At 65.1% G+C, this 25,101-nt stretch carries 18 protein-coding genes; 14 read left to right on the top strand and 4 right to left on the bottom strand.

Annotated features, from left to right (window positions below; all coding sequences use genetic code 11):
* The first annotated feature begins 2 nt into the window (after positions 1-2).
* The 7 genes from GEV06_01260 to GEV06_01230 all read left to right on the top strand — a co-directional run bounded on the left by GEV06_01260 (position 3) and on the right by GEV06_01230 (position 8,623).
* Entirely contained in the window at positions 3-1,676 is a 1,674-nt protein-coding gene (locus GEV06_01260; protein MPZ16533.1) for a methylmalonyl-CoA mutase, read from the top strand.
* Positions 1,676-2,068 carry a methylmalonyl-CoA mutase gene (locus GEV06_01255; protein ID MPZ16532.1) on the top strand — a complete coding sequence of 131 codons (393 nt, stop codon included), beginning with the start codon at positions 1,676-1,678 and terminating at the stop codon, positions 2,066-2,068. The genes GEV06_01260 and GEV06_01255 overlap by 1 nt, the downstream gene beginning before the upstream one ends.
* Before the next feature lie 50 nt (positions 2,069-2,118).
* On the top strand, positions 2,119-4,692 hold the full coding sequence (gene valS / locus GEV06_01250; GenBank protein MPZ16531.1) for a valine--tRNA ligase: 2,574 nt from the start codon (positions 2,119-2,121) through the stop codon (positions 4,690-4,692).
* A complete protein-coding gene (gene nadC / locus GEV06_01245; GenBank protein ID MPZ16530.1) occupies positions 4,689-5,543 on the top strand; it encodes a carboxylating nicotinate-nucleotide diphosphorylase in 855 nt (284 codons plus the stop codon). Before valS ends, nadC begins: the two co-directional genes overlap by 4 nt.
* A gap of 48 nt (positions 5,544-5,591) precedes the next feature.
* Complete coding sequence (locus GEV06_01240) at positions 5,592-6,443, top strand: biotin--[acetyl-CoA-carboxylase] ligase (protein MPZ16529.1); 852 nt, start codon at positions 5,592-5,594, stop codon at positions 6,441-6,443.
* 1 nt (position 6,444) lies between these two features.
* Complete coding sequence (locus GEV06_01235) at positions 6,445-7,218, top strand: hypothetical protein (GenBank protein ID MPZ16528.1); 774 nt, start codon at positions 6,445-6,447, stop codon at positions 7,216-7,218.
* 106 nt (positions 7,219-7,324) lie between these two features.
* Positions 7,325-8,623, top strand: a complete 1,299-nt coding sequence (locus GEV06_01230; GenBank protein ID MPZ16527.1) for a hypothetical protein — start codon at positions 7,325-7,327, stop codon at positions 8,621-8,623.
* Positions 8,624-8,725: 102 nt separating this feature from the next.
* Here the strand turns inward: GEV06_01230 and argS are convergent, their stop codons facing one another.
* Positions 8,726-10,777, bottom strand: a complete 2,052-nt coding sequence (gene argS, locus GEV06_01225; GenBank protein MPZ16526.1) for an arginine--tRNA ligase — start codon at positions 10,775-10,777, stop codon at positions 8,726-8,728.
* Positions 10,778-10,852: 75 nt separating this feature from the next.
* Positions 10,853-11,506: an NTP transferase domain-containing protein gene (locus GEV06_01220; GenBank protein MPZ16525.1), complete on the bottom strand. Its 654-nt coding sequence runs from the start codon at positions 11,504-11,506 to the stop codon at positions 10,853-10,855.
* A 130-nt stretch (positions 11,507-11,636) separates the two neighbouring features.
* Between GEV06_01220 and GEV06_01215 the strand changes: the two genes are divergently transcribed.
* The 5 genes from GEV06_01215 (at position 11,637) to GEV06_01195 (ending at position 17,624) form a co-directional block, all read left to right on the top strand.
* The gene (locus GEV06_01215) at positions 11,637-12,284 is read left to right on the top strand and encodes a hypothetical protein (protein MPZ16524.1); all 648 of its coding nucleotides are present in this window, start codon (positions 11,637-11,639) and stop codon (positions 12,282-12,284) included.
* A gap of 14 nt (positions 12,285-12,298) precedes the next feature.
* Positions 12,299-13,966 carry a tetratricopeptide repeat protein gene (locus GEV06_01210; protein MPZ16523.1) on the top strand — a complete coding sequence of 556 codons (1,668 nt, stop codon included), beginning with the start codon at positions 12,299-12,301 and terminating at the stop codon, positions 13,964-13,966.
* Between the two features lie 23 nt (positions 13,967-13,989).
* Positions 13,990-14,817 (top strand): hypothetical protein, encoded by an 828-nt coding sequence (locus tag GEV06_01205; GenBank protein ID MPZ16522.1) that lies wholly within the window; start codon positions 13,990-13,992, stop codon positions 14,815-14,817.
* Positions 14,818-14,930: 113 nt separating this feature from the next.
* The gene (lnt, locus tag GEV06_01200) at positions 14,931-16,457 is read left to right on the top strand and encodes an apolipoprotein N-acyltransferase (protein ID MPZ16521.1); all 1,527 of its coding nucleotides are present in this window, start codon (positions 14,931-14,933) and stop codon (positions 16,455-16,457) included.
* 29 nt (positions 16,458-16,486) lie between these two features.
* A protein-coding gene (locus GEV06_01195; GenBank protein ID MPZ16520.1) for a peptide chain release factor 2 occupies positions 16,487-17,624 on the top strand; the annotation gives its coding sequence in 2 pieces (ribosomal slippage) (positions 16,487-16,561 and positions 16,563-17,624; 1,137 coding nt in all).
* Between the two features lie 186 nt (positions 17,625-17,810).
* On the opposite strand, the gene GEV06_01190 is transcribed toward GEV06_01195, so the two are convergent.
* Positions 17,811-19,754 (bottom strand): PBP1A family penicillin-binding protein, encoded by a 1,944-nt coding sequence (locus GEV06_01190; protein MPZ16519.1) that lies wholly within the window; start codon positions 19,752-19,754, stop codon positions 17,811-17,813.
* Between the two features lie 55 nt (positions 19,755-19,809).
* Complete coding sequence (locus GEV06_01185) at positions 19,810-21,753, bottom strand: hypothetical protein (protein MPZ16518.1); 1,944 nt, start codon at positions 21,751-21,753, stop codon at positions 19,810-19,812.
* Between the two features lie 315 nt (positions 21,754-22,068).
* Here GEV06_01185 and dnaK point away from each other — a divergent pair, with 315 nt between their 5' ends.
* On the top strand, positions 22,069-23,970 hold the full coding sequence (dnaK, locus tag GEV06_01180) for a molecular chaperone DnaK (protein MPZ16517.1): 1,902 nt from the start codon (positions 22,069-22,071) through the stop codon (positions 23,968-23,970).
* Positions 23,888-25,099 (top strand): DnaJ domain-containing protein, encoded by a 1,212-nt coding sequence (locus GEV06_01175; GenBank protein MPZ16516.1) that lies wholly within the window; start codon positions 23,888-23,890, stop codon positions 25,097-25,099. The genes dnaK and GEV06_01175 overlap by 83 nt, the downstream gene beginning before the upstream one ends.
* Positions 25,100-25,101: the final 2 nt, after the last annotated feature.

Genomic DNA, 25,101 nt, shown 5'->3' with positions numbered 1-25,101 from the left:
GTGTGAGCAAGACGATCGAGCCGCAACAATCAACCCGCGCCGACTGGGAGCGAGACACATTGGCACCGGCGCTCGAGAAAGCGCCGGAGCGTCGCGCCTCTTTCAAGACCGTATCCGGCCGTGAGGTCGGGCGGCTCTACACGCCGGAAGACCTGCCGAACTGGGACTACACGCGTGACCTCGCCGATCCGGGTGTCTTTCCCTACACCCGCGGTATCCACGCCACCGGCTATCGTGGCAAGCCATGGACGATGCGGCAGTTCGCGGGCTTCGGGACGCCGGAGGCGACAAACGGGCGCTACAAGGAGCTGCTGGCGGCCGGCGGAACCGGTCTGAGCGTGGCCTTCGATTTGCCCACGTTGATGGGACGCGATCCGGACCATGCGATGTCGCTCGGCGAGGTAGGGAAGTGCGGCGTGAGCGTGGCGTCGCTAGCCGACATGGAGCGTCTCTTCGAGGGGATCGACCTTTCGGCGGTGACCACGTCGATGACCATCAATTCGCCGGCCGCCATGATCTTCGCGATGTACCTGGTGGTTGCGGAGAAGGCCGGGGCGAGTTGGCGCCAACTATCGGGCACGATACAGAACGACATCCTGAAGGAGTACATCGCGCAGAAGGAGTACATCTATCCGCCGCGGCCCTCCATGCGGTTCATCACCGACGTGTTTGCCTTCTGCACGCGGGAGGTGCCGCGGTGGAACTCGATCTCGGTCAGCGGCTATCACATTCGTGAAGCGGGCGCGACGGCTGCGCAGGAGCTGGCATTCACCTTGCGCGACGGCATCGAGTACGTGCAATGGGGCGTCGACGCAGGGCTCGATGTGGACGACTTCGCACCGCGCATCTCGTTCTTCTTCAATGCCCACAACGACTTCTTCGAGGAGATTGCCAAGTACCGCGCGGCGCGCCGCATCTGGGCGCATGTGATGCGCGATCGATTCCGTGCGACAGCGGAGCGATCGTGGAAGCTGCGCTTCCACAGCCAAACGGCGGGCGTCTCGTTGAGCGCCCAACAGCCCTACAACAACGTCGTGCGCACGACGATCCAAGCCCTTGCCGCGGTGCTCGGTGGTACGCAGTCGCTCCACACCAACTCGTTGGACGAGGCGCTCGCCTTGCCGAGCGCGCAGGCCGCCACGCTCGCCTTGCGGACACAACAGATCATCGCCAACGAGAGCGGCGTGAGCAACGTTGTCGACCCTCTAGGCGGCTCGTACTTCGTCGAAGCGCTGACGCGGGATCTCGAGGCGGAGGCGTACCGCTACTTCGAGACGATCGACCGGATGGGCGGGATGGTCACGGCCGTCGAACAGGGCTATCCGCAGCGCGAGATTGCTGAGAGCGCGTATCAATTCCAGCAGGCCGTGGAGCGCAAGGAACAGATCATCGTGGGCGTGAACGAGTTCGCCCAGGAGGAACAGTCGCCGATCGACATCCTCTACATCGACGAAGAAGCGTCGGACACACAATGCCAACGGCTGCACGAGCTGCGCGCGACCCGCGATCCCGCGGCCGTGCAACAGGCATTGGACGCCTTGCAACGGGCCGCCGTGGGCCACGACAACGTGATGTACCCAATTCTCGATGCCGTACGAGCCTACGCGACCCTCGGTGAGATGTGCGACGCGCTGCGTGAAGTCTGGGGCGAGTACGAGGAACAGCCCACGGTCTAATGCGCAAGATACGTGTCATTGTCGCCAAACCTGGTCTCGATGGGCACGACCGAGGGGCAAAGGTCATTGCTCGGGCCCTCCGGGATGCGGGCATGGAGGTGATTTATACCGGTCTGCGACAGACACCGGAGCAGATCGTGGCAGCCGCCCTGCAAGAGGACGCCGACGTCATCGGCTTGTCGATTCTCTCGGGCGCGCACCTCCACATCTGCCCACGAGTGATGGCGCTTCTCGAGCAGCACCAGCTGGACGACGTATTGGTCGTGGTGGGCGGAATCATCCCAGACCAGGACGTCGAGAAGCTGCAGAGAATGGGCGTCCGCGGGATCTTCATCCCCGGTACGCCCATGCAGCAGATCGTGGACTTCATCAGCGGCAACGTCCGTAAGTAGAAAGCCCTCCCTTTTGACCCATCAGCCTGAACCCAGTACGATGTGGCTCTATGGCGGACGGCCGGACGCTCGACAGTCCTATCATCGCTCCCGATAAGCCAGCGCTCGAAGGCCTCGAGGCCAAGTGGATGACGCGGTGGGAGGCTGAAGGGATCTATCGCTTCGACAGATCTCGTCCGCGGGCCGAGGTCTACGCGGTCGACACGCCGCCTCCCACTGTGAGTGGCACCCTGCACATCGGCCATGTGGCGTCGTATACGCACACCGACGTCGTGGCGCGGTTTCAGAGGATGCGAGGCAAGTCTGTCTTCTACCCAATGGGGTGGGACGACAACGGGCTGCCGACCGAGCGCCGCGTGCAGAACTACTACGGGGTGCGGTGCGATCCATCGCTGCCGTACGACCCGCATTTCGCGCCGCCCGAGAAGCCTGGCCGAGAGGTCATTGCCGTCTCGCGCCCCAACTTCATCGAGCTCTGTTCCAAGCTCACACAACAGGATGAGAAGGCGTTCGAGGAGCTGTGGCGCTACTTGGGACTGTCCGTCGATTGGTCGATGACCTACGCCACGATCGACACGCGGGCCCAACGCGCTTCGCAGCGGGCATTCCTCCGGTTGCTCGGGCGTGGTCTCGCCTACCAAGTGGAAGCCCCTACTCTCTGGGACGTCGATTTCCGGACGGCTGTTGCGCAGGCAGAGCTGGAGGATCGCGAAGTCCCGGGCGCTTATCACCGCATCCGATTTGCTCACCAGGACCGGCAGGGCGCCGTCGAGATCGAGACGACCAGGCCCGAGCTCATTCCAGCGTGCGTTGCCCTCGTGGCACATCCGAACGACGAGCGGTATCGGCCGCTGGTGGGATCGGAGGTGGTGACACCGCTCTTCGGCGTACGCGTGCCCGTACGTGCGCACGAGCTTGCCGATCCTGAGAAAGGCACGGGCATCGCCATGATCTGCACGTTCGGCGACCTGACCGACGTGACCTGGTGGCGAGAGCTGCACCTGCCCGTGCGCAGCGTGATCGCATCGAACGGGCGCCTGCGCCCGTTGAGCTGGGGCGCCGCGGGCTGGGAGTCGATCGACCCCGAGCGTGCGCGGCGCTTCTATGAGGCGCTCGAAGGGGTCCCTATCGCCAAGGCGCGTGCGCGCATCGTCCAGGACCTGCGGGAGAGCGGTGATCTCGTTGGTGAGCCTCGCCCGATCACGCACGCCGTCAAGTTCTACGAGAAGGGTGACCGCCCGCTCGAGATCGTGACGAGTCGCCAGTGGTTCATCAAAGCGACGGAGCTCCGCGAGGCGATGCTGGAGCGTGGTCGCGAGCTCACGTGGGTGCCGGATCACATGCGGCACCGCTATGAGGCTTGGGTGAATGGTCTCACGGGAGACTGGTGCGTGAGCCGGCAGCGATTCTTTGGCGTGCCGTTTCCCGTGTGGTATCCGGTCGGCGCCGACGGCCTGACCGACTACGACCATCCCATCGTCCCGTCCGAGACCCGCCTGCCGATCGATCCGTCGACGGACACTCCGGAGGGATACGGTCCGGAGCAGCGGGGCCAGGCCGGAGGGTTCCAGGCGGACCCGGACGTGATGGATACGTGGGCCACCTCGTCGCTGTCACCGCAAATCGCGGCCGGGTGGGAAGAGGACGAGAGCTTGTTCGAGCGCGTCTTTCCGATGGATTTGCGGCCCCAGGCGCACGACATCATCCGAACGTGGCTCTTCACCACCGTCCTGCGCGCTCACCTGGAGCACGACTCGCTGCCGTGGAGCCACGTCGCCATCTCTGGCTGGGTGCTCGACCCGGATCGCAAGAAGATGTCGAAGTCGAAGGGCAACGTGGTGACGCCGCTCGGCCTGCTTCAGGAGTTCGGATCCGATGGCGTGCGCTACTGGGCGGCAAGCGGCGGGCCGGGCGTGGACACCGCGTTCGAAACGGCGCAGATGCGCGTAGGCCGCCGGTTGGCCATCAAGCTCTTGAACGCATCGAAGTTCGTGCTGAGCCGGCCGGAGCCGAGCGGTCCGGTGACGGAGTCGGTGGACCGCGGCCTCTTGACGCGCCTGGCACGTGTCGTTGCCGACACCACCCGCGATCTGGAGCAGTACGAATATGCGCGTGCGCTCGATCGTATCGAGCGCTTGTTCTGGGGATTCTGTGACGATTACCTCGAGTTGGTGAAGTCGCGACGCTACGGCGACCAAGGTGTGCAGCTCGCATCCTCGGCAAACGGTGCCATGCTGGTCGCGCTGCCGGTCATGCTCCGCCTGTTCGCGCCGTATCTCCCTTTTGCCACCGAGGAGGTCTGGTCCTGGTGGCACACTGATTCCGTTCACCGCGCCAAGTGGCCCACGAGCGATGACGTGCTGGCGGCCATTGGCGGCGAGCACGTGGCCGGTCTCGAGACACTCGAGGTGGCGGTCGAGGTGCTGGGCGAGGTGCGCCGTGCGAAGTCGGAAGGCCAGCGGCCGCTCAAAGCGCCGGTCGCGCGTGCGATCGTCCACGACAGGCCGGCTCGCCTCGAGCGCCTGCGCGCTGCAGATGCGGATTTGCGCGCCGCAGCCCTCATTCAAGTACTTGAACTGGTCGCAAGCGATCAATTCAGGGTGGAGGTGGAGTTGGTCGCATGAAGGTCGCGCCATTTGCGCCACTCGAGCCAGGCTTCTACCGAGAGGTGGTGCGGCGCGCGCTCGCCGAAGATCTCGGTTGGGGCGACGTGACGACGGAAGCGACCGTTCCGAGCGACCTGCGCGGCCGCGGCCGTCTCGTTGCCAACGAGCCGTGTGTGGTGGCCGGCCTCGACATCGCGGCAGAGACGTTCCGGCAGCTCGACCCGAATGCCGTGGCGACATGGGCCGTGCAAGATGGCGCACGGATCAGCGCTGGCACTCAGCTTGGAGAGGTGGTTGGCCGCGCGGTGGCGCTCCTCACGGCGGAGCGCACTGCGTTGAACTTCCTCCAGCGACTTTGCGGTATCGCGACGTTGACCCGTTCCTTCGTGGAGGCCGCTGGCGGTCGGACGACAGTGCTCGATACCCGCAAGACCGCGCCGACCCTGCGTGCGCTGGACAAGTACGCCGTTCGTGCCGGCGGAGGCGTGAATCACCGCCTGGCGCTCGACGACGGGATCCTCATCAAGGACAACCACGTGACCGTGGCAGGTGGAGTTCGGAGCGCCGTGGCCCGCATGAAGGAAGCCGGCCAGGACATGCCCATCGAGGTCGAGGTCAAGACGCTCGATGAGCTCGACGCGGCTCTCGAGGCCGGGGCGGACCGCATCCTCGCCGACAACATGGAGGTCGACGCCTTGCGAGAAGTGGTCAAACGGACGCGCGGCCGCGCACGTGTGGAGATCTCAGGCGGAGTCACGCTCGACCGTGTGCCGGAGCTGGCGATCCTCGGCGCCGAGTTCATCTCGGTCGGCGCGATCACTCATTCGGCGCGCGCCATCGATCTCACTTTCAGCATCGAGGCGCTTTGAATACAGGGGTCAGGGGGCAGGGAACAGTAGGGAACAGGGACCCCTGTGATGTCAGAGCTCCCAAACGATCTTGGCGTAGCGCTGGCTGGTGTGGTCCAACATGCTGGCGCCTTTGCCACCAGAGTTCTGTTTCGTCCCATCGTCGCATCGACGAATGACGAGGCGGCGGCGCTCGCAGCCGGCGGCGCACCTGAGGGAACGATTGTCATCGCCGAGGAGCAGACTGCTGGACGCGGCCGCCGGGGCCGGACCTGGCACTCACCGGCTGGAGCTGGCGTCTACTTCTCGATCGTCTTTCGTCCAACGGGTGCGGAGTCCCTGACGACACAGGGCGGCGGATCGGCGACCGCACTCCTGACGGTGATGAGCGGCGTGGCGGTCGCGGAGGGCATTCGGCAGGCTTCCGGCCTCGCTGTTGCCATCAAGTGGCCGAACGACGTCGTGGTCGAGGCGCGTGTGCCCGTTACAGGACGCGCGCGTCGCAGGAAGCTGGCCGGGATCCTGGCGGAGGCGGCAGTGACTGGCGAGCAGCTGCAGCATGTGATCGTGGGCATCGGCGTCAACGTGCGAGAAGCGCCACGACCACGGGAGATCGTGCAGCTTGCCACCTCGATCGAGGGGGAGCTGGGGCGGTCGTGTGAGCGCGGCGCGTTGGTTGCGGCCATTGTCGCGGCGCTGGCGTTCTGGCGCCGGCGGACATTGGCTGGAGACCTACAGGCTGTCCTGCAGCGCTGGCGCGAGCTCTCACCCTCTAGTCGTGGCGTGCGTGTCGGATGGGAGGCGCAAGGTCGGCTGCGGCGCGGCGTGACCGCTGGCATCGACAGCACCGGCGCGTTGCTCGTCGACACACCAGAGGGCCGCGAACGCGTTGTCGCGGGTGAGCTGTCGTGGGAGTGGTGAGATGGCGAGTCCCGAGGTCACGGTTCCCAGTCCTGGTGGTATGGATCTCGGTCAGTACTGCCGGGATCTCGAAGCGTATTTGTGCCGCAAGAATGGCGGGCATCTCATTCGAATCGTTGGTCCCGGGTTCGAGATGGTCAGCGGTTGGTACGCACGCGGTGTGCCGCTGCCGATCGCACAGCGCGGCATCGATCGGCTCGTCGAGCGGCGTGCCCACGGCCGCAGGCCCGGCCGGCCAGTGCGCATCGAGTTTTGTGAGCCGGAGGTGCTTGAGGCCTTCGAGGAATGGCGCCGTGCCATGGGCCCGCTCTTCGCCCGAACCGCTGATGGCGGAGCCAGCACCGTGCGCGAGGTCGCTGCCGCGAGCGCGCAAGCGGCGGGTTCGAACCGAGCCTCGCTCCCTGAACACCTCCGACGTGTGTTGGTGCGATTGACGTCGGTTCGAGCAGCCGTCCAGCACTCACCGGCGTTCGAGGCGGCGCTGGACGTCGCGATCGGGGAGCTCGGTGCCGTGCACGATGCATCGCGCCGGGCGCGCGGTGCGCGCCGCGCGGAGATGCTGGAGCGCCTCGTCGACGTCGACTCTCGCCTGATGGTGGCAGCACGCGCCGCGCTGCCGGCGTCGGAGAGCGCCCGGTGTGAGCAAGAGGCCGAGGCGCGGTTGGCCTCGCATCGGGATCACATGTCGGCCGAAGACTACCGACGATTGCGTGACGCGGCGGTGGAGAAGCTGGTGCGCGACCATCTGCAGCTGCCGCTGATCGCGCTGGGCTGACGACGCGGGAGCCTAAAGGCCCCGCGCTACGTACTCCACATTTCGTTTGTAGCGCGCGAATGTAGGAACTCCAGGGGCGCGGCTTTGGCCGCGCCAAATCCAAACTGTGCTGAAGCCGGGCGATCTCGTCGAGCTGACGATCCAGAAGCCTGTCGTGGGAGGCCGCATGATGGCGCGGTCTTCGGACGGCGTCGTGCTCGTTTCCGGTGCGATTCCGGGCGAGCAGGTGCTGGCGCGCGTCGAGCGCACTACGCGCGACGTTGCGCATGCCATGACCGTGCAGGTGATCGAGGCGTCCGCCAATCGGCGGCCGCTTGCCAGGGATCCCGCCTGTGGTGGGCTCTCGTATGCGCACATTGCCTATCCAGCGCAGGTCCAGCTCAAACGGGAGGTGATTGCCGACGCGCTGTGGCGGATCGGCCGCGTGCAGCTTGCAGATCCGCCATCGGTCACCCCATCGTCGGAGCAGGCGTACCGGCTCCGGGCGCGCTTTCACGTCCGTGGCGGACGGGCCGGCTGGTTTCGCGAGGGCACGCACGTTCTCTGCAGCGCGCGCGGCAGCGGCCAGATCATGGACCAGGCCCTCGACGCCGTCGATCGGTTGGTCTCACGCCTGCCCGCGTCGGTTCGAGACACCGTCGACACGATCGAACTTGCCGAGAACCTGCCCGCCACGTCGCGTGTATTGCACCTCACCCCGAGACGTGGCGCACGCTTCGGACCAGGGCTGGCGTGGCGTGAGGCGTCCGGACCGGACGTCACGGGAATCTCGTGGTCGCGCCAGCGGGACGACAGCGTCGAAGCGTTGTGCGGCGAGCCTTGGGTGGCGGATGCCATCGAAGCCATCGTGCCGGGCGCGACCAGCTCGACGGGGCTCGAGGTACGGCGTCACGCGCCGTCGTTCTTTCAGGCGAACCGTTACCTGCTGCCGGCGCTCGTGGACGCTGTGACGCGGTGGACAGGTGATGGTCTCCTCGTCGATCTCTATGCGGGTGTCGGGCTGTTTGCCCTGGCTGCCTGCGTGCGCGGGGCAGCGGAGGTGATTGCCGTCGAGGGTGATGCGGTGAGCGCGCGCGACCTCGAAGAGAACGCGCGCCCCTTCTCTCCTAAGCTGCGAGTGGTACACGACCCGGTCGAGCGCTTCTTCGCTGGCGCCCAGGGGCTCGGACCGCGTTCCACGCTCATCGTCGATCCGCCACGAACCGGCATCTCTCGGCCGGCCATGCAAGGCATCATCGCTGCCAATGCCCCGCGCCTCGTGTACGTGTCGTGCGATGTTGCAACCTTCGCGCGTGACGTGCGACGTCTCCTGGACGCCGGCTATGCGCTAGCCCACCTGGAAGGATTTGATCTGTTTCCAAATACCGGGCATGTTGAGGTCGTAGCGGCCCTCGAACGAGGTTAGACCGCTGCACGCCCGAACCTAAAGGTCGGGCCTACATGCGCATCGTCTGGTCAAATCAAGTGTAGGCCCGACCTTTAGGTCGGGCGTGCGGTTTCGTGGTTTTCACATGCGCGGCGGCACGGCGGCGCCCATCAGCTCGAGGGCGCGTGTCATTTGGCGCCGGAAGTAGCTGGCGGCGGCGGCGCGCCAGATGCGTCGTTCCGGTTGCTCTTCGTTGAGGATGGGATACTTGTGGTACCAGGCGTTGAACATCTGCGCGACCGAGAACGCATACTTCGCCAAGACCGAGAGCTCGAGCGTTCGTAACGCTTGCTCCACCACTTCGTCCAAGCGAGCAGAAGCGAGCACGAGATCCCACAGCTCGTCGGCCTCCGATCCGCTTTCCAGCACGGTGGCCGGCGTCGCCTGGATCGAATCGGCAATGTCGTCTTCAGTCACACCGTCCCGGTCGCGCAGCTTGTTGAAGATGTTGTTGGCCCGAACGACCGCGTACTGCACGTAAGGCCCGCTCTCACCCTCGAAGCTGAGCGCCTCGTCTATGTCGAACGTAATGATCTTGGTGCGCGAGAACTTGACCATGAAATAGCGCAGAGCCGCGACCCCGATGACCTCTGCAGTCCGCCGGACATCCTCGGCGGAGAAGCCGGGGTTACGTCGCGTTACTTCCTCGGCTGCTTTTTGAACGAGGCGATCGAGGAGGTCATCCGCTTTGACGCCCCGTCCTTTGCGGCCAGACACCTCGACGAATGGCTTGCCCTCGTCGCTGGCCTGGTAGCCGAGCTCGCGGGCCGTGCGGTGCGACAGCGCCACCATCTCATAGGCGAAATGAATGGACCGCTCCGCCTCCCGCACGTGCCCCATCGTCTTCAATGCTTGCTTGAGCAGCTTCTGCAGATAGGACTGACGCGTATCGATCACGTTGTATGCGATTGCTGCGCCACCAAACGATGGCGACGTGGCACCACTCGTCGGCGCTGTTGCCGTGGCCCACACCGTGCCGCTGTCGAGGCGGGAAGCGAATGGTCGATAGTTGAAGTCCGCTCCGAGCAGCCCGAACTTCCAGAATTGATACGCGATGTCCTTGCCGACATACGTGACGGTGCCGTCCGAGCGCACGATCACCTTCTCACGCGTCTCCGCTTCATCCTGAGCGTCGTCAACGCGAGCTTGGTCGGCGTAGAGGTCTGCCGCATCTACCTCGCCGGGGCTCACGTTCGTGTCGACGTCCTCGTCGATGCGCATGACCCAACAGCCGACAAGACGCCCCTCCTGCTGCAGGAAGATCACGCCCTCTCGTTTCAACGTTTCAAATGCGGTCGCCCAAAACTTCAGGCGCAGAATGTCGCCTTCCCACGTCAGCAGGTCATAGTCGACGCCGAGCCGCCCCATCGTCCGCAGGTGCGCACGGACAATGTGTTCCGCGATGAAGGCGGCCATGGCTGGCGCGTCACCCCCGCCGTGCTCGATGGCGTGAAGCGTGGCCGAGCGCTTCGCGAGGCGCGCGCGATCCTCCTCGTACCATTCGGTCACCCGCGCATAGAGATCCCAGCAGTAATAGTCGAACCGCGCTTCCTCCGCCAACCGGCGAACATCGACGAGCGTCTTCTGTTCCAGCTCACGAAAGCCGACGACGACATCTGCGACTTGTACGCCGGTGTCGTCGATGTAGTTGTGCACCTCGACGGGAGCACCAAGGAAGCGGAGGAGGCGCACGAGCGTGTCGCCAATTGCTGCGTTGCGGAGATGGCCGATATGGGCCGCCTTGTTGGGGTTGATGGACGTGTGCTCGACAATCGTCTTGACCTGGGGGACGGCGCTGGAGGACGAGGTGGGCTCCGTAGCGCTGGCCAGGCCGGCTCGCAGGAGGATGGCCCGATCGAGGAATACGTTCACGTAGCCGTTGGGTGCGGCGACAGCGCGGGCGATGCCGTCGAGGGGGCCGAGCGTATCGACGATCTCCTGAGCGATCACGCGCGGTGGCCGCTTGAGCCGGCGCGCCAGCTCGAATGCCACGGGCAGGGCAAGATCGCCGAACGCGCGTCGTGGCGGCGCTTCGATAACCAGCGCAGGAAGGTCGTTGGCGGAGAGCTCGTACCGGCGCCTGAGCAGTTCCGTGAGCCGGACGCGAATCTGCTGTTGAATCGGTAGGATCATGGAATCAGGAATCGGGAATCAGGATTCGGGAAACGGGAAACAGGAAACAGGAAACGGCCCTTCGAATGGTTTGACTCACGTTGCGTCATGCGGGTACGATGCCCGCCAATCAGGTCCGCACGCGGTCAAGGCGCGCGCGTAGTCGAACGGTGTGTTGACGTTGAGCAGGAGCACACCGTCCGGGTCATGCTTGCGAAGCGCCTCTGGCTCGAGCTCGTGGACCTGCAGCGAGCCGAGCAAATCGCGGAACGACAAGTGGCCAGCCTCGAGCAGCTCGCGGACCGTCTCGTGACATGTCCGCGCAATCGAGGCGCAGACGGGATAACGGCCGTCAGGCGCTCGAGGCACCGCGATTGGGGCATCGCGCCCGGCGCACATCAAATCCGCCACGAACGCGCTGTGGAGAAAGGGCATATCGCACGCCACGACGAGCAGCTGCGAGGCGTCGCTTGCCGCCAGCGCCGCCTCGATGCCGGCCAGCACGCCGCGGCCCGGCAGCCGGTCGGCAATCGCAGGCAGCCCCAACTCTGGATAGGCTCCCGGCACGTTCGTCACAATTGCCAGATGCCGAACGTGCGGGCCGATGGCCGCAACGAGTCGATCGATCACCCGCGTGCCGCCGACGAGCAGCTGCGCCTTGTCGCAGCCGCCGAGCCGACGGCTCCGGCCGCCGGCCAGGATCGCTGCGTCCCAGTCGTTTGTCGGGTGATCGCTGGGCCTGTCAACCAAGGGCGGATTGCCAGCAGCACATTGGTCTCGTACGTAGCGCGCGGCCCTCGAGCCGCGCGTGCGAGCGGGCCCTGAGCTTGTCGAAGGGGCCCCTCGCTACGTACTGTGGTCGTCGTAACACTATCAAAGAATGGGTGAAGGGAGAATCGACCGTCTCGTCGCGGCGAGCATCCACCAGGCGATCGCCGACTGCCTGCCGCTGCAGCTCGAGTTCTACGAGACCTGGCTGAAGCCCTTCAATTGGCGGAAGAGCGAGCTGAGCGTCGCTTCGGTCTCCGCCGTTCTGAGCTTTCTCCGACAGGAGGGACACGCGTACCGCGAAGTCGTGAAGACTGCCGGTCGGTACGCCGCCCAGTGGACCTACGATGATCTCCCTTGGTCGACGCGGGTCCTCGGCCAACGGCTGGTGCCGCGCGCGTTCCGCATTCGCAGGCTGCTGCGCCTGGCGAGTCAGCTCGTCGGAACGACCTCACGCGAAGGGCGCCTGACGGTTCGCATGCGTGGCCAGGTGCCGGTGATTGAGCTCGCCGGCTCGGTATTTTGCGAGGTGCGCCGCGTGTCCGGCGCACCCTTGTGCGCTTACTACGCCGACGCCATCGAGCATCTGTTTCGACTCGACCGTTTTCACTGCACCGTGTCCATCGTCACCTGCCGCGCCATGGGTGCCGGCTGTTGCACATTGACAATAACTGTCGGCGACCGTACGGCGACCGACGTGCCACGGCAGCAGCCTGCGGAGCACGGTCGTCTGATCCAAGCAGGGGAGAATGTTTCGTGATCCGGATTGGTAGAGTGGGCTCTCTTCGGACCGTCGCGAGCGCATTGGGGCTGCTTGCGGCCTACCTCGTCACGCCCGCCGGCACGTGCGCTCTTGCGGCGCCGAACCTAACTGTTCCGGCGGACATGGGCCACGACCTCGTCGTTGCCTTCGAGGGAGCGGGCGACGATCCCCGCCTCGTCTGGCTGGGCGAGGGGGTTGCCACGCTGGTCGCCGACGGCCTCAGGAGGGCCGGTCGACCGACGTACAGCGGGCGCGAACGGGCTCGCATCTTGGAGGGCATGCAGTTGCCGACGGGAGCGCGCTTGAGCTACGCCACCGTCGTGCGTGTCGCAGAGGTGGTGGGTGCCGCCAGTCTCGTCACCGGGACAATCGAGCTCGACCAGGAACGCTTGATCGTCCGCACCAGGAGCCTGGACGTTGACTCTGGTCGCGCAGAGCCGGAGATTGTCGAGCGGGGTCCGGTGTCAGACCTTTTCGCGATCACCGAGCGGGTGGTTCGACGGCTGGTTGGCCGGGCCGTGGAGCCGTCCATTACCCAGTCGTCAGGACCTGATGCACCGCCGCCGCTGGACGCGTTCGAGTCCTACATCAAGGGGCTGATTGCGGAGAGTCCCGAGACGCGCGCGAAGTTCCTCGAAGCGACGCTCAAGCGTCATCCCGGGTATGCGCGCGCCCAGATTGCCCTGTGGGACGTGTACACGGAGCAGCAGGATCACGAGCGCGCGCTCGAAACCGCCACCGCGGTGCCTGGCCACTCGCGGCTCGCCCGCCACGCTCGATTTCTGGCGGCCCGCTCCCTCATCTCGCTCTCTCGCTACGACGACGCCATTGGCGCGTTGAAGGACCTTCTGGGGGCGCAGCCCACGGCGGCACTCTATAACGACCTTGGCATCGTCCAGGTACGGCGTGAGACGCCTCCGCCCGAGACCGAAACGCCCACCGCATATTTCAGCAAGGCGGCAAAGCTCCAGCCCGAGAACGCCGACTTCTTCTTCAATCTAGGGTATGCCTTCTGGCTCGAGCGCGACATGCAGGCCGCCATCTATTGGCTGCGCGAAGTGGTCCGGCGGAACCCCGCCGACGGCGACGCCCATTACGTGCTCGCCGCGGCGTTGGACGAGAGTGGCCGAGCCACGGAGGCGGCGCGTGAACGGGAGCTTGCCCGGCAGCTGTCATCCACGTACGTCCAGTGGGAACGCCAGGCCAGTGGCGGGACGGGCAATCCCGTGCCAGGCGGTCTCGAGCGCCTGAGCGAAGGGCTCGACGACGTGCCGACGCGCCTCTTGGACAGCGTCGTGGTCCAGGCGAGTCAGGAGGAGCATGCCGAGCTTGCGCGCTTCCACCGCGATCGCGGGCGGCGCTTCTACGAGCAGCAGCACAATCGCGAGGCTCTAGCGGAGCTCCGGAAGGCGCTGTATCTGGAGCCGTACGAGGCCTCCACCCATTTGTGGCTCGGACGAGCGTTAACGCAGGCGGGCCGGCTGCGAGAGGCCATCGACAGTCTAAAGATTTCGATTTGGAGTCGCGACAGTGCGGCTGCGCGGATTGCGCTCGCCACGGTGCTCGTGGAGTCGGGCGACTCGGGCGGGGCGCGGGAGCACGTCGAGCGAGCCTTGCAGCTGGATCCCACCTCCGAGGAAGGCGCCGTGCTGCGCGCACGGATGAACCGCGCTAAGTGATAGAATAACGCGAGGTTTCGCGTATGGCGTACGACCCACAGGATGACGGCTTCCACGAGATTCAACTGAGCGGGAAGCAGCTCGTGTTCCTGTTCATGGCGACCACGGTCGTTTCGATCGTGATCTTCCTCTGCGGCGTCCTCGTTGGGCGCGGAGTGCCGGGAGATACCGAGGCCAGCGGCATGGCGTCGGACGCCGCGCTGCAGGCTGGCGGCGAGTCGGGCTCGTCGGCGGCAGGGGGCGCAGGTGGTGCCGCTGCCGATGCCTCGATACCCTCCCCGGCCGAGACGCAGCCAACGTCGGAGGCGGGGCTCAGCTATCCCGACCGTCTTGCCGACCCGCAGCCGCCAGCCGAGGAGTTGAAACCGCGCGCAGAAGTCAAGCCTGCGCCCTCGGAAGAGCCGGCCCCTGAAAAGCCGGCCCCTGAAAAGCCGGCGCCTGATAAGCCCGAGCGGGCCGAGTCGAAGCCCGCCGAGACACCCGCCACCGATGCCGAAGAGGAACCGGCGACGGAAGCGTCCGAGGAAGCGCCTTCACCCTCGACGCCCGCGACACTGGCTGACAGCGCCACCGGAAAATCGGCCAAGCCGGTCCCAACGAAAACATCGGCCGAGAGTGGGTCCGGCAATTGGACGGTCCAGGTCGCAGCGCTCAGCAAGCGCGACGAAGCGGAAGCCGTTGCTAAGCGTCTGCAATCCAAAGGGTATCTTGCGTTTCTCGTCGGACCTTCCGGTGGGGGCGCGCAAATGTACCGCGTACGTGTCGGGAACTACAGCGACCGGGCGGATGCCGAGCGCGTGATGCGTCGACTGGCCCAAGAAGAGCGGTTGAAGCCCTGGATTACGCGTTAGAGTCCCCTCCCGCTGAGCCGCGGCATGAGTTGCGGCCTCGGCATCCTTCTCCTACCCCAGCCAATCGCGCCCGGGGCGGCTCGATCCATGCGCGCACTCACTGGGACGCGGCGTTGGCCCTCCTGTCGGGCCTACTCCTGACACTCAGCTTCCCCAAGTTTGGTCATCCAGTCTTTGCGTGGATCGCCTTGACACCGCTGCTCGTCAGCGTGGCGTCGCCGGCGGTGTGGGCCCGTGAGTCCAGTCTGCGAGCGTGGATGTTGGGCCTCGTCACGGGCTTTGCGTACTTTGCGGGGACGATTTATTGGACTGCCGATGTGCTCGCCGTTTATGGCGAATTGTCACGGATCGTGTCCATCCTCCTTGCCGCTCTGCTCGTGGCCTATCTCGCACTGTTTCCTGCTGCGTTCGCGCTCATCGTCGCGCGAGTGGCTGTGGCGTCGGGCACAGCGGTAGCCTGTTTGACGGCGCCCGCCGTCTGGGTGGCCAGCGAGTGGATGCGAGGCGTCTTACTGAGCGGTTTTCCGTGGGTGCTGCTCGGCTATAGCCAAACCGACGTGCTGTCGATAGCGCAGCTCGCCAGCGTGACCGGGGTCTACGGCCTCTCGGGGCTGGCAGCCGCGAGTAGTGCGGCGCTGGCCTGGGTCGTCTGCTCACGGAAGCGCCACGCCTGGGCCGCTCTTGGCCTCGTCGGCGTCGTCGTCTTGTTCGTCGCACTCTGGGGACGGGCGCGCATCGCGTCCAATGAGTGGACCGCAAAGGGACAGCGGCTCATGGTAGGCATCGTCCAAGGCAACGTGCCGCAGGATCAGAAGTGGGACCGGGCTCATGCCGTGGAGATCTTCGATCGTTATCTCAGGATGAGCCGACAAGCGGTACGGGATGGCGCGACGTTGGTCGTGTGGCCGGAATCCTCGACGCCCTTCATGCTGGAGGAAGACCCCGTTGGGCGACGGCTGATCGCCGAGGTGGCGTCGGAGGGTGGCGCGGACATGCTGATTGGCAGTAGCGAGGTCGTGCGTGGCGACGGTACAACGCCCCGCTACTACAATGCGGCATTCATGGTGTCGCCGCGTGCCGTAAACGAGACGCCCGTCTATCGCAAGATGCATCTGGTGCCTTTCGGTGAGTACGTGCCCTTTCGACAGCTGCTCTTCTTCGCCCGTCCGCTGGTCGAAGGTGTCGGAGATTTCACACCGGGGGAGGCGGTAACGCTCCTACCGATCAGGAGGGGGCGGGTCTCGACCGCTATCTGCTACGAGATCATCTTCCCGCCGCTCGTGCGAGAGGCTGTTGTGCGCGGGAGCGAGCTCCTGACGACGATCACGAATGATGCGTGGTACGGCGACAGCTCTGCTCCCTATCAGCACTTCGAGCAAGCACGGCTGCGATCCATCGAGCAGGGACGGTATCTGGTCCGTGCCGCGAACACGGGTATCAGCGGAATCGTGGATCCGTACGGCCGCGTTGTGACGCGGACACCGCTCTTTCAGCCCAGAGTGGCTGTCGGCGAGGTACGCCTCATCACAGACAGAACGTTGTATTCGCGTATCGGCGACCTTTTCGCGTATGCTTGTCTGTTGCTCACGGCGCTCGTGGTCGTCATCAGCGTCAAGCCGCGCGCTGCGTACGGAGATTGAGAAAACGCGCTATCCCGAGGATTGCAATCATGCCTGTTAGTCCTGAAGATCTGGTTCGACGTTACGAAGAGCTCCTCACACGGGCCGCCGGTCTCAGGAGCTATCTTTGACGCTGCAAAGCTCGAGCAAGAGTTGTCGCGGTTAGAAGACCGCGTTGGCGTGCCCGATTTCTGGAAGGACCAAGCCGAAGCGCAGAAGGTGCTACAGCGCCGGCGTCGCCTCGAGCAGGATCTTGCGCTCGTGACGTCGCTGAAGAGGCGGAGTGACGACTTGGGCGTGCTGGTCGAGTGGCTCGAGCACGGCGAGGACGTGGGCGCCGATGTCGAGCGCGTCCTGGACGAGCTCGAAACCGAGGTCGAAGCGGGCGAAATCAAGAAGATGCTCGGCGGCGAGCACGACCGCAAGAATGCCATCATCAGCATTCACCCCGGCGCTGGCGGGACCGAGTCGCAGGATTGGGCGGAGATGCTGCTGCGAATGTACTTGCGCTGGGCCGAGCGGCGCGGCTTCACGCGAGAGGTGCTCGACCTGCAACCTGGCGAAGAGGCGGGTATCAAGAGCGCGACCGTGGCCATCACGGGAGAGTTCGCCTACGGTCTCCTGTCGGCCGAGGCAGGTGTCCATCGTCTGGTCCGTATCTCGCCGTTCGACGCCGCCGCGCGACGGCACACGTCATTCGCGTCGTTGTATATCTGGCCGGAGCTGCCCGAGGACGTGGGCATCGAGATCGACGAGAACGATCTTCGCATCGATACGTTTCGATCGAGTGGCGCAGGTGGTCAGCATGTCAATGTCACGGACTCAGCCGTCCGCATCACCCACTTTCCCACGGGCATCGTCGTCTCCTGCCAAAACGAGCGGTCACAGCACAAGAATCGTTCCTCGGCCATGAAAGTGCTGAAGGCCCGGCTCTACGATCTCAAGCTCAAGGATCAACAAGCGGAGCTCAGTCGGATCGGGGGAGAGAAGAAGGAGATTGCGTTTGGCAGCCAGATTCGCAGCTACGTCCTGCATCCATACCAAATGGTGAAGGACCATCGCACCAAGTACCAGGTCGGCGACGTGACGCGAGTGCTGGACGGCGATCTTGACGAGTACATCAAGTCCTATTTGATGGCGCGGGCTAGCGGGACGCTCGAGGCGGTAGGGGCTGGCGACGAAGACTAGGGATAACCACGAAGGACGCGAAGGATTTAACCAGGAAGGACACGAAGAAGATTCAACCACGAAGAACACGAAGAGCACGAAGTCTGACGAACACGAAGAGCATGAAGTCTTTGATTTGAATTTTCTTTCTTCGTGAGCTTCGTGTCCTTCGTGGTTGATCCTTCGCGTCCTTCGTGGTTAGCCTTGTCACCCGCCAGTTTCTCCGAACGCTGCGCCTGGCTGCGTGCCCGCGATGAAGGCTTCGCGGACGCCGTTATCGAGCTGAACGAACACGATGTTGCCCGGCGAGGCGAACGCTGGCTTGGGCTGGCCCTTGTGCCGTGCGACGTGTGCTTTCATCACATCGAGCCATATGGGCAGCGCCGCGACCGAACCGGTCATGGAGGCCCCGAGCTTCTTCTTGGCGTCGTAGCCCACCCAGACGCCAACCGTGATGTCGGGGTCGAAGCCAACCATCCAGGCGTCCGTATAGTCGTTGGTCGTTCCGGTCTTCCCTCCGAGCGGCCAGCCAAGCGATGAGGCGCGTGCCGCCGTCCCCCGGGCCGTGACGCCCTGGAGCAGGCTCAACATGACATACGCGGTGTCCGCCCGGATGGCGGCATGCGGCTCCGGCCGGTTCTCCTGCAGCACGCTTCCTGACCGATCGGCTATCCGCAGGACAGAGTACGGCTGCATGCGTACGCCCTGGTTGGGGAACACCGAGAACGCGTTCACGACTTCCAGCAAGGTCGCTTCACTCGACCCGAGCGCGCTCGAGAGATACGGGCGGACCTCTGACGCGAAGCCCAGCCGGCGCGCGTAGTCTGCCACCTGGCGCGGGCCGAGGTCGTGCATCAAGCCAACTGTCGGCACGTTCCGTGACTGCTCGATCGCACGGCGAAGCGTCACCACCCCCTCGTACTGGTGGTCGTAGTTCTCGGGAGCATAGAGCGGCTGTCCCGGGCCCACCATGTACCAGACGGGCTCATCTTTCAGCTGGGAACGCGCGGTATAGCCGCGATCCACCGCAGCGGTGTAGACGATTGGCTTGAAGGTGGATCCGATCTGTCGCTTGGCTTGAACGGCGCGGTTGAACTTCGTGCGATCGAAATCCGAGCCGCCAACCATCGCGAGCACCTGACCCGTGTCATTGTGCAGCGCGAGCACCGCGCCTTCAACGGCGGGATCCTTACGGCCCTTGTTGAGACGCGCGAGGCCGGCCCCGAGCGCTTGCGTCGCAGCCTCTTGGAGCTCCAGATCGAGCGACGTGTGAACCTGCAGTCCGTTTTCGTAGAGTTGCTTGGCGCCGTACTCTGCCTCCAGCGCTTGGCGAACCTCTTCCACGAAATACGGTGCAGGCGAGTCGGGCCGCTGCAGGCCGCCGCGTGTGACGATCGGCTTCTTCTTGCTCGCATCCGCTTGTGCGTGCGTGATGAACCCTTCGTCTGCCATGCGCTGCAGCGTGTAGTTGCGTCGCCACACGGCGGCCCGCATGTTCACGTAGGGGCTCTGGCGAACGTTTCCTTGGAGGATACCGGCAATGAGCGCCGCTTCTTCGAGGTTCAGATCTTTCGCGGACTTGTCGAAATACAGCCGCGACGCTTGCTCGACGCCGTGTGCGCCATGCCCGAAGTACATCTTGTTGCAGTACATCGTGAAGATTTCTTCCTTCGTGTACCGCTTCTCAATCTGAATGGCCAGGATGGCCTCTTTGATCTTTCGCTCCCAGGTCTTTTCGAGCGTGAGGAAGAGCTGTCGGGCAAGCTGCTGCGAGAGCGTGCTTCCACCGGCATACAGCTCCCGCTTGATGATGTCCCTGATGAGTGCTACGACGATGCTGGGGATGCTCAATCCGATGTGTGTGAAAAAGCCGGAATCCTCCGCGGCAACGATGGCGTTTCTGAGCACCGGTGGGATTTGGTCGTAGCGGACGATGACACGCCGTTCGGTGGCGAACTCGCCAATTACTTTGTTATCGGTCGCGTAGATACGCGAGATCGTTGGAAGCGCCTGGTCGTCGAGCGCCGAGATCTGCGGCAGGTCGCCTGCGTAGACGAAGAGAACGCCGCAGGCGGCGCCGAGGGCAATCGCAATCACGAACGCCAAAGCAATCGTCAGTTGACGCGCTGCACGAATGACGTGATTTGTCATCTCTTAATCAGGGATCAAGGGATCGAGGATCCCTTGATCCCTTGACCCTAGCCTCCTACCTCTTCCGCCGGACGGCCCGGCGTTCGCTGCCGCCCCGGTTGCCTTCCGCCTTGGACTGGCGCGGCGGAGCGGACCGCGCCCTTGCCGCCTCACGTGACCGCGGTGCCGAGCGCACCTGCGACGATCCCCGTGGCGACGGTGACGCCGAGCGCGCCCGCGACGATCCCCGTGGCGACGGTGACGCCGAGCGCGCCCGGGAGCGTGCCTCGACCCGCGTGTCTGGTGCGGCTCGAGGCACCGCCCGCCGCAGGCTACGCCGCTCAGAAGCTGCGCTGGGCCGATCGAGTCTGTCCGTGCCCCGCCTCTCACGAGACGACGGCGTCGGCGAGACCGTTCGGTCCGCCCTCGGGACGGCGCGACGCCGTGCGAGGTCCCGAGACTGCGAGCTGTCCATCCTGCGGGACCGTTCCAGTGTCGATGACACGGCGTTCGGCGCGCGTGGCTGTGCGCGGCGGCCGCTCACTACCGCCGACTCACGCGCAGCGCGCGTGCGCGCCCGCTCTGAGTTGCGCGGCGCGGCCACGTACGAGCCACGCGCGCTCGACCTGCGCGCGGCTGCAGAGGACGAGACGATCCGGTCACGACGGACAGCTGTTCCCGTGCCGCGGCGTACGGCCACCGAGCGCGATGCATAGCTTCGCGTGACCGCACGCGGCAACCGACGGCCTGCCGTCACGCGCGAGCGACTCCAATCGACGTCCGTCACCCGCACCGCGTACCGGCGATCCAAGCGCCGGTGCCCGAAGTGGTCCCAGCGGACGACGCTCCAGGCGTGCCGGCCGTCGAAGTATCCATCACGATATCCGCGCCGGTGCCCACGAACGTACCCGGAGCGCCACGAGCCAAACGCGTAGAGCGGCCGTCCGTTCCAGCCAAGCGGGCTCCAGCCGACATAGCTCGGTGTCCAGGCCCAGGAGACCCAAGCCCCCGACCAACGTCGCGCAGGAATCCAGAACCAGGCGCCGCCAACACCGACGCCCCAGCGTCCGTAGTGATGTGTGACCCAGCCCCACCGTGACCCAACGATCCAGGTCCACCCGTATGTTGGGTAATAGCGCCATCCACCATCGAAATACGGACGCCAACCGGAAGACGCGCGTGGGTACCAGACCGAGCCATATGTGGGGTCGCGGCGCCAGGTGCCGTGTGTGTCGAACGACGGCCCATAGGGTTCGAGCTCGGACGGCAGGTGCTCCGCCGAGGCACTGTCCTGGCGATTACGCTGGCGCGCATCCACCCACGTGTCGAAGGCGTCGAAGCGTGCCACGTTGTACGTCATGGGCGCCAGCGGCTCATCGGCACGCGCCACGACGCGCTCGCCAGCGATCAGCGTCACCTGATCGCCATCACGAACGACGTCGACTTCTCCGCGGAGCACCGCGACCATCGTTTCGCCGGCTCGCTCGTTCCCCGTTGCATCGATACGGTAGTCGCCCCCGTCCTGCATCTGGACGGTGACGTCAGGGGTATCGACACGGAACGGAGCGGCTCGCCCGTTCTGCTCGGTGCGGTCGCGTAGTGCGAGCTCCACGCGGAGGCCACCCGCGACCAGACGAACCAGATCGTCCGACAAGAGATCGACGCGAGAACCCTCGTCCAGCGACAGGATGCTGCCGTTCCCCCAGACAAGCTCGACGCGACCTCTGTCGGTCGCAATCGAGTCGCCGGCGAGCAACGGACTGCCGATGGACACCGACTCCTCTTCGCCGCGGCGCACCAGCCTCGCGCTGCCATCGACGTCTGAAACGGATGGCGGTGGCACATCCACGGACACCGGTTCCTGCGTGTACTCGTCCACACGAGGAACGCCGTCGCCCTGCTCGATTGCCCCGCTGTCTCGGAGCTGAGCGAAGGCTGGAGCCTCGAGCCCGAGCGCCAACAGGGCGGCCAGACAAACGACGGATCCTAGTGACAGAGATAGAAGGGCACGGGGACGCATGAAGCCCTCGACGTGTACTCAGGCAGGCTGACAGGTTCAGTGTAGCAGAAAAGCGAGAGCGTTCAGGGAAATCTCGTGCGGAGGACTGACGCTCGCCGAACGCGCCGTGCAACGGCCTGCCGCCGACGGTGGCCGTGGCGAGGGATGGCATTGACAGGATGACACTCATATTTTATGCTAGTCGCTATGTTAATGGGACCTCCGGTGAGCGCCCGAGGGCGTGGCCGGCCCACGCCCGAGCCTGCGCCGCGCCAACGGCGGGCACGCTGAGCCGTGCCTTCTCGGGTAGTCACAGAGGAGCGAGGATCAATAGCTATGAGCAAGATCATTGGCATCGACTTGGGTACAACCAACTCGGTGGTGGCGGTCATGGAGGGCGGCGAGCCGACCGTTGTCACCAATCAGGAAGGGAGTCGGCTGACCCCGTCGGTCGTGGCGTTCACCAAGTCGGGTGAGCGTCTCGTCGGCCAGGTGGCCAAACGGCAGGCGGTCACCAACCCGGAGAACACGGTGTTCTCCATCAAGCGCTTCATGGGCCGTCGGTACGACGAAGTCTCGGAAGAGATGAAGATGGTGCCGTACAAGGTGGCGCCCCTGGGGCAGGACGTGCGTATCGACGCTGGGGCTCAGAAGTGGGCGCCGCCGCAGATCTCGGCCATGGTGCTGCAGAAGCTGAAGCAGGCGGCGGAGGACTATCTCGGACAGCCGGTCGCGAGGGCCGTCCTTACCGTGCCTGCCTACTTCAACGATGCGCAGCGCCAAGCGACGAAGGAAGCCGGCGAGATTGCCGGTCTCGAGGTCGTACGGATCGTCAACGAGCCGACGGCCGCGGCGCTTGCGTATGGCCTCGACAAGAAGAAGGACGAGAAGATTGCGGTCTACGACTTCGGCGGCGGCACGTTCGACATCTCGATTCTCGAGGTGGGCGAAGGCGTTGTCGAGGTCAAGGCGACCAACGGTGACACGCACCTCGGCGGCGACAACCTCGACCAGCGCATCATCGATTGGATCATCACCGAGTTCAAGAAGGCCGAAGGCATCGATCTCGGCAAGGACCGTATGGCGCTCCAGCGATTGAAGGAAGCGGCCGAGAAGGCCAAGATGGAGCTGTCGACGTTGATGGAGACCGAGGTCAACCTGCCCTTCATCACGGCGGATCAAACCGGGCCCAAACATCTCTCGATGAAGCTCACGCGGGCGAAGTTCGAGTCGCTCGTCGATGACCTGCTGCAGAAGACGGTTGGCCCGTGCAAGCAGGCGCTGGCCGATTCAGGACTCCAGCCGTCCGCCATCGACGAGGTCGTCCTCGTGGGTGGCTCCACGCGCATTCCACGCGTGAACCAGATCGTCAAGGAGCTGTTCGGCAAAGAGCCACACAAAGGCGTGAATCCGGACGAGGTCGTGGCGGTCGGGGCGGGGGTCCAGGCAGGCGTCCTGGGCGGGGAGGTGAAGGATCTGCTCCTGCTCGACGTGACGCCACTGTCTTTGGGCATCGAAACGCTGGGCGGCGTCATGACGACGCTGATCTCGCGGAACACGACGATTCCGACTCGCAAGAGCGAGGTCTTCTCGACAGCGGCCGACAGTCAAACGAGCGTCGAGGTGCACGTGTTGCAGGGCGAGCGTCAGATGGCGCGTGATAATCGAGCGCTGGGACGGTTCATCCTGGACGGCATCCCGCCAGCGCCGCGTGGCGTGCCACAGGTCGAGGTGACCTTCGACATCGACGCGAACGGCATCGTCAACGTCTCGGCGAAGGATCGCGCGACCGGCAAAGAGCAGAAGATCACCATTACCGCATCGAGCGGCCTCAGCAAGGACGAGGTCGAGCGGATGCGCCAGGATGCGGAGCTCCACGTCGAAGAGGACAAGGCGCGGCGTGACGAGGCGGAGACCCGCAATCGTGCCGACCAGGCCGTCTATGTCGCCGAGCGCGCGTTGCAGGATGCGGGTGACAAGGTGCCCGCTGCGGATCGCGCGACGGTCGAAGCGGCCATCAACGACGTCAAGAAGGCGCTCGAGGCCAACGACGTCGCCGCGACGAACAAAGCCATGGAGCGTCTGACTCAGGCACAGCACGCGCTCGCGTCACATCTGTATCAGCAGACGGCCGGGCCGGCGGACACGCCTGGTGGTGATGCCGGCCCGGGTGCCGGCGGTGCCACAGACCGCGGCGATGGGGAGGTCATCGACGCCGAGGTCGTCGACGAGAAGTAGGCCCGACCCGAGTAGTGGTCAGTGGCCACTGATTGTCATGAACCTGTATGCCATCCTCGGGGTGCCGGCGGACGCAACGCTCACGGATGTGCGCCGGGCATATCGTCGGCTTGCTCGCCGGTATCATCCCAACATCAATCCGGGTGATGAGGCGGCGGCAGTGCGCTTTCGCGTCGTGACCCTCGCGTACGAGATTTTGAGCGATCCGAATCAGCGGCGCGAGTACGACCAGCGCGGGGACGCGATGTTGGCGCAGGCGGGCGGGGTGACGTTTGCGTTCGAGCGCTTCGACTTCAGCGCGTCGGCGGAGGGGATGGCAGCCTCGACGTTTGGTGAGCTGTTTGCGGACATGTTTCGGCCGCAGCAGCGAGGCTCTGCCAGGGCACCGGAGCGCGGGGCCGATCTGCACGTGGAGATCACCGCGCCCTTCGAGACAGCCTCCGCCGGCGGCCAGCACTCGGTCACCGTGACACGCCACGACCCATGTGATGCCTGCTTTGGTGCGGGCTGGATCGCGGTGCCCGAAGCCGTTTGCCCGAGGTGTCGTGGTGAGGGCATCGTCCGTGGGGCTCGTGGGCACATGGTGTTTTCCAAGACGTGCTCACAGTGCCATGGTGATGGGTACCAGCGAGCGGCGCGCTGCCAGGCGTGCCACGGCGAAGGTGTGATCACGCGCAGTCACGCGAGGGAGGTTCCCGTGTCGCCTGGCGTTGCCGACGGCGACGAGATCACCGTGAGCGCCCAGGGACATGCCGGGCGCTACGGTGGGCCGCGCGGTGACCTGCGGGTGCGCGTACGTGTCGCGCCGCACGAGCTGTTTCAGCGCGACGGGGACGATTTGGCGCTGGAGCTCGCGGTGGGCGTGCACGAGGCCGCCTTGGGTGCGCGCCTGGAGGTGCCCACACCGGACGGTACCACAATGCTGCGCATCCCGCCGGGCACGCAGGGGGGCCAGCGGTTTCGCGTGCGCGAGCGTGGGATGCACTCCTTGCGGCTCGGTCGCCGGGGGGATCTCATCGTGCACGTCCGACTCGTGCTGCCGCCGCTGGTCGATGAGCGTGCGCGTGCGCTCATGCGCGAGCTTGCGTCGATTTGGAACGAAGAGAGCAGGAAGGGGCATAGCACCTAGCT

It is taken from the genome of Luteitalea sp., from assembly GCA_009377605.1.
In the GTDB taxonomy this organism is placed as follows: domain Bacteria; phylum Acidobacteriota; class Vicinamibacteria; order Vicinamibacterales; family Vicinamibacteraceae; genus WHTT01.
This window is presented reverse-complemented; position numbering and strand designations above follow the sequence as displayed.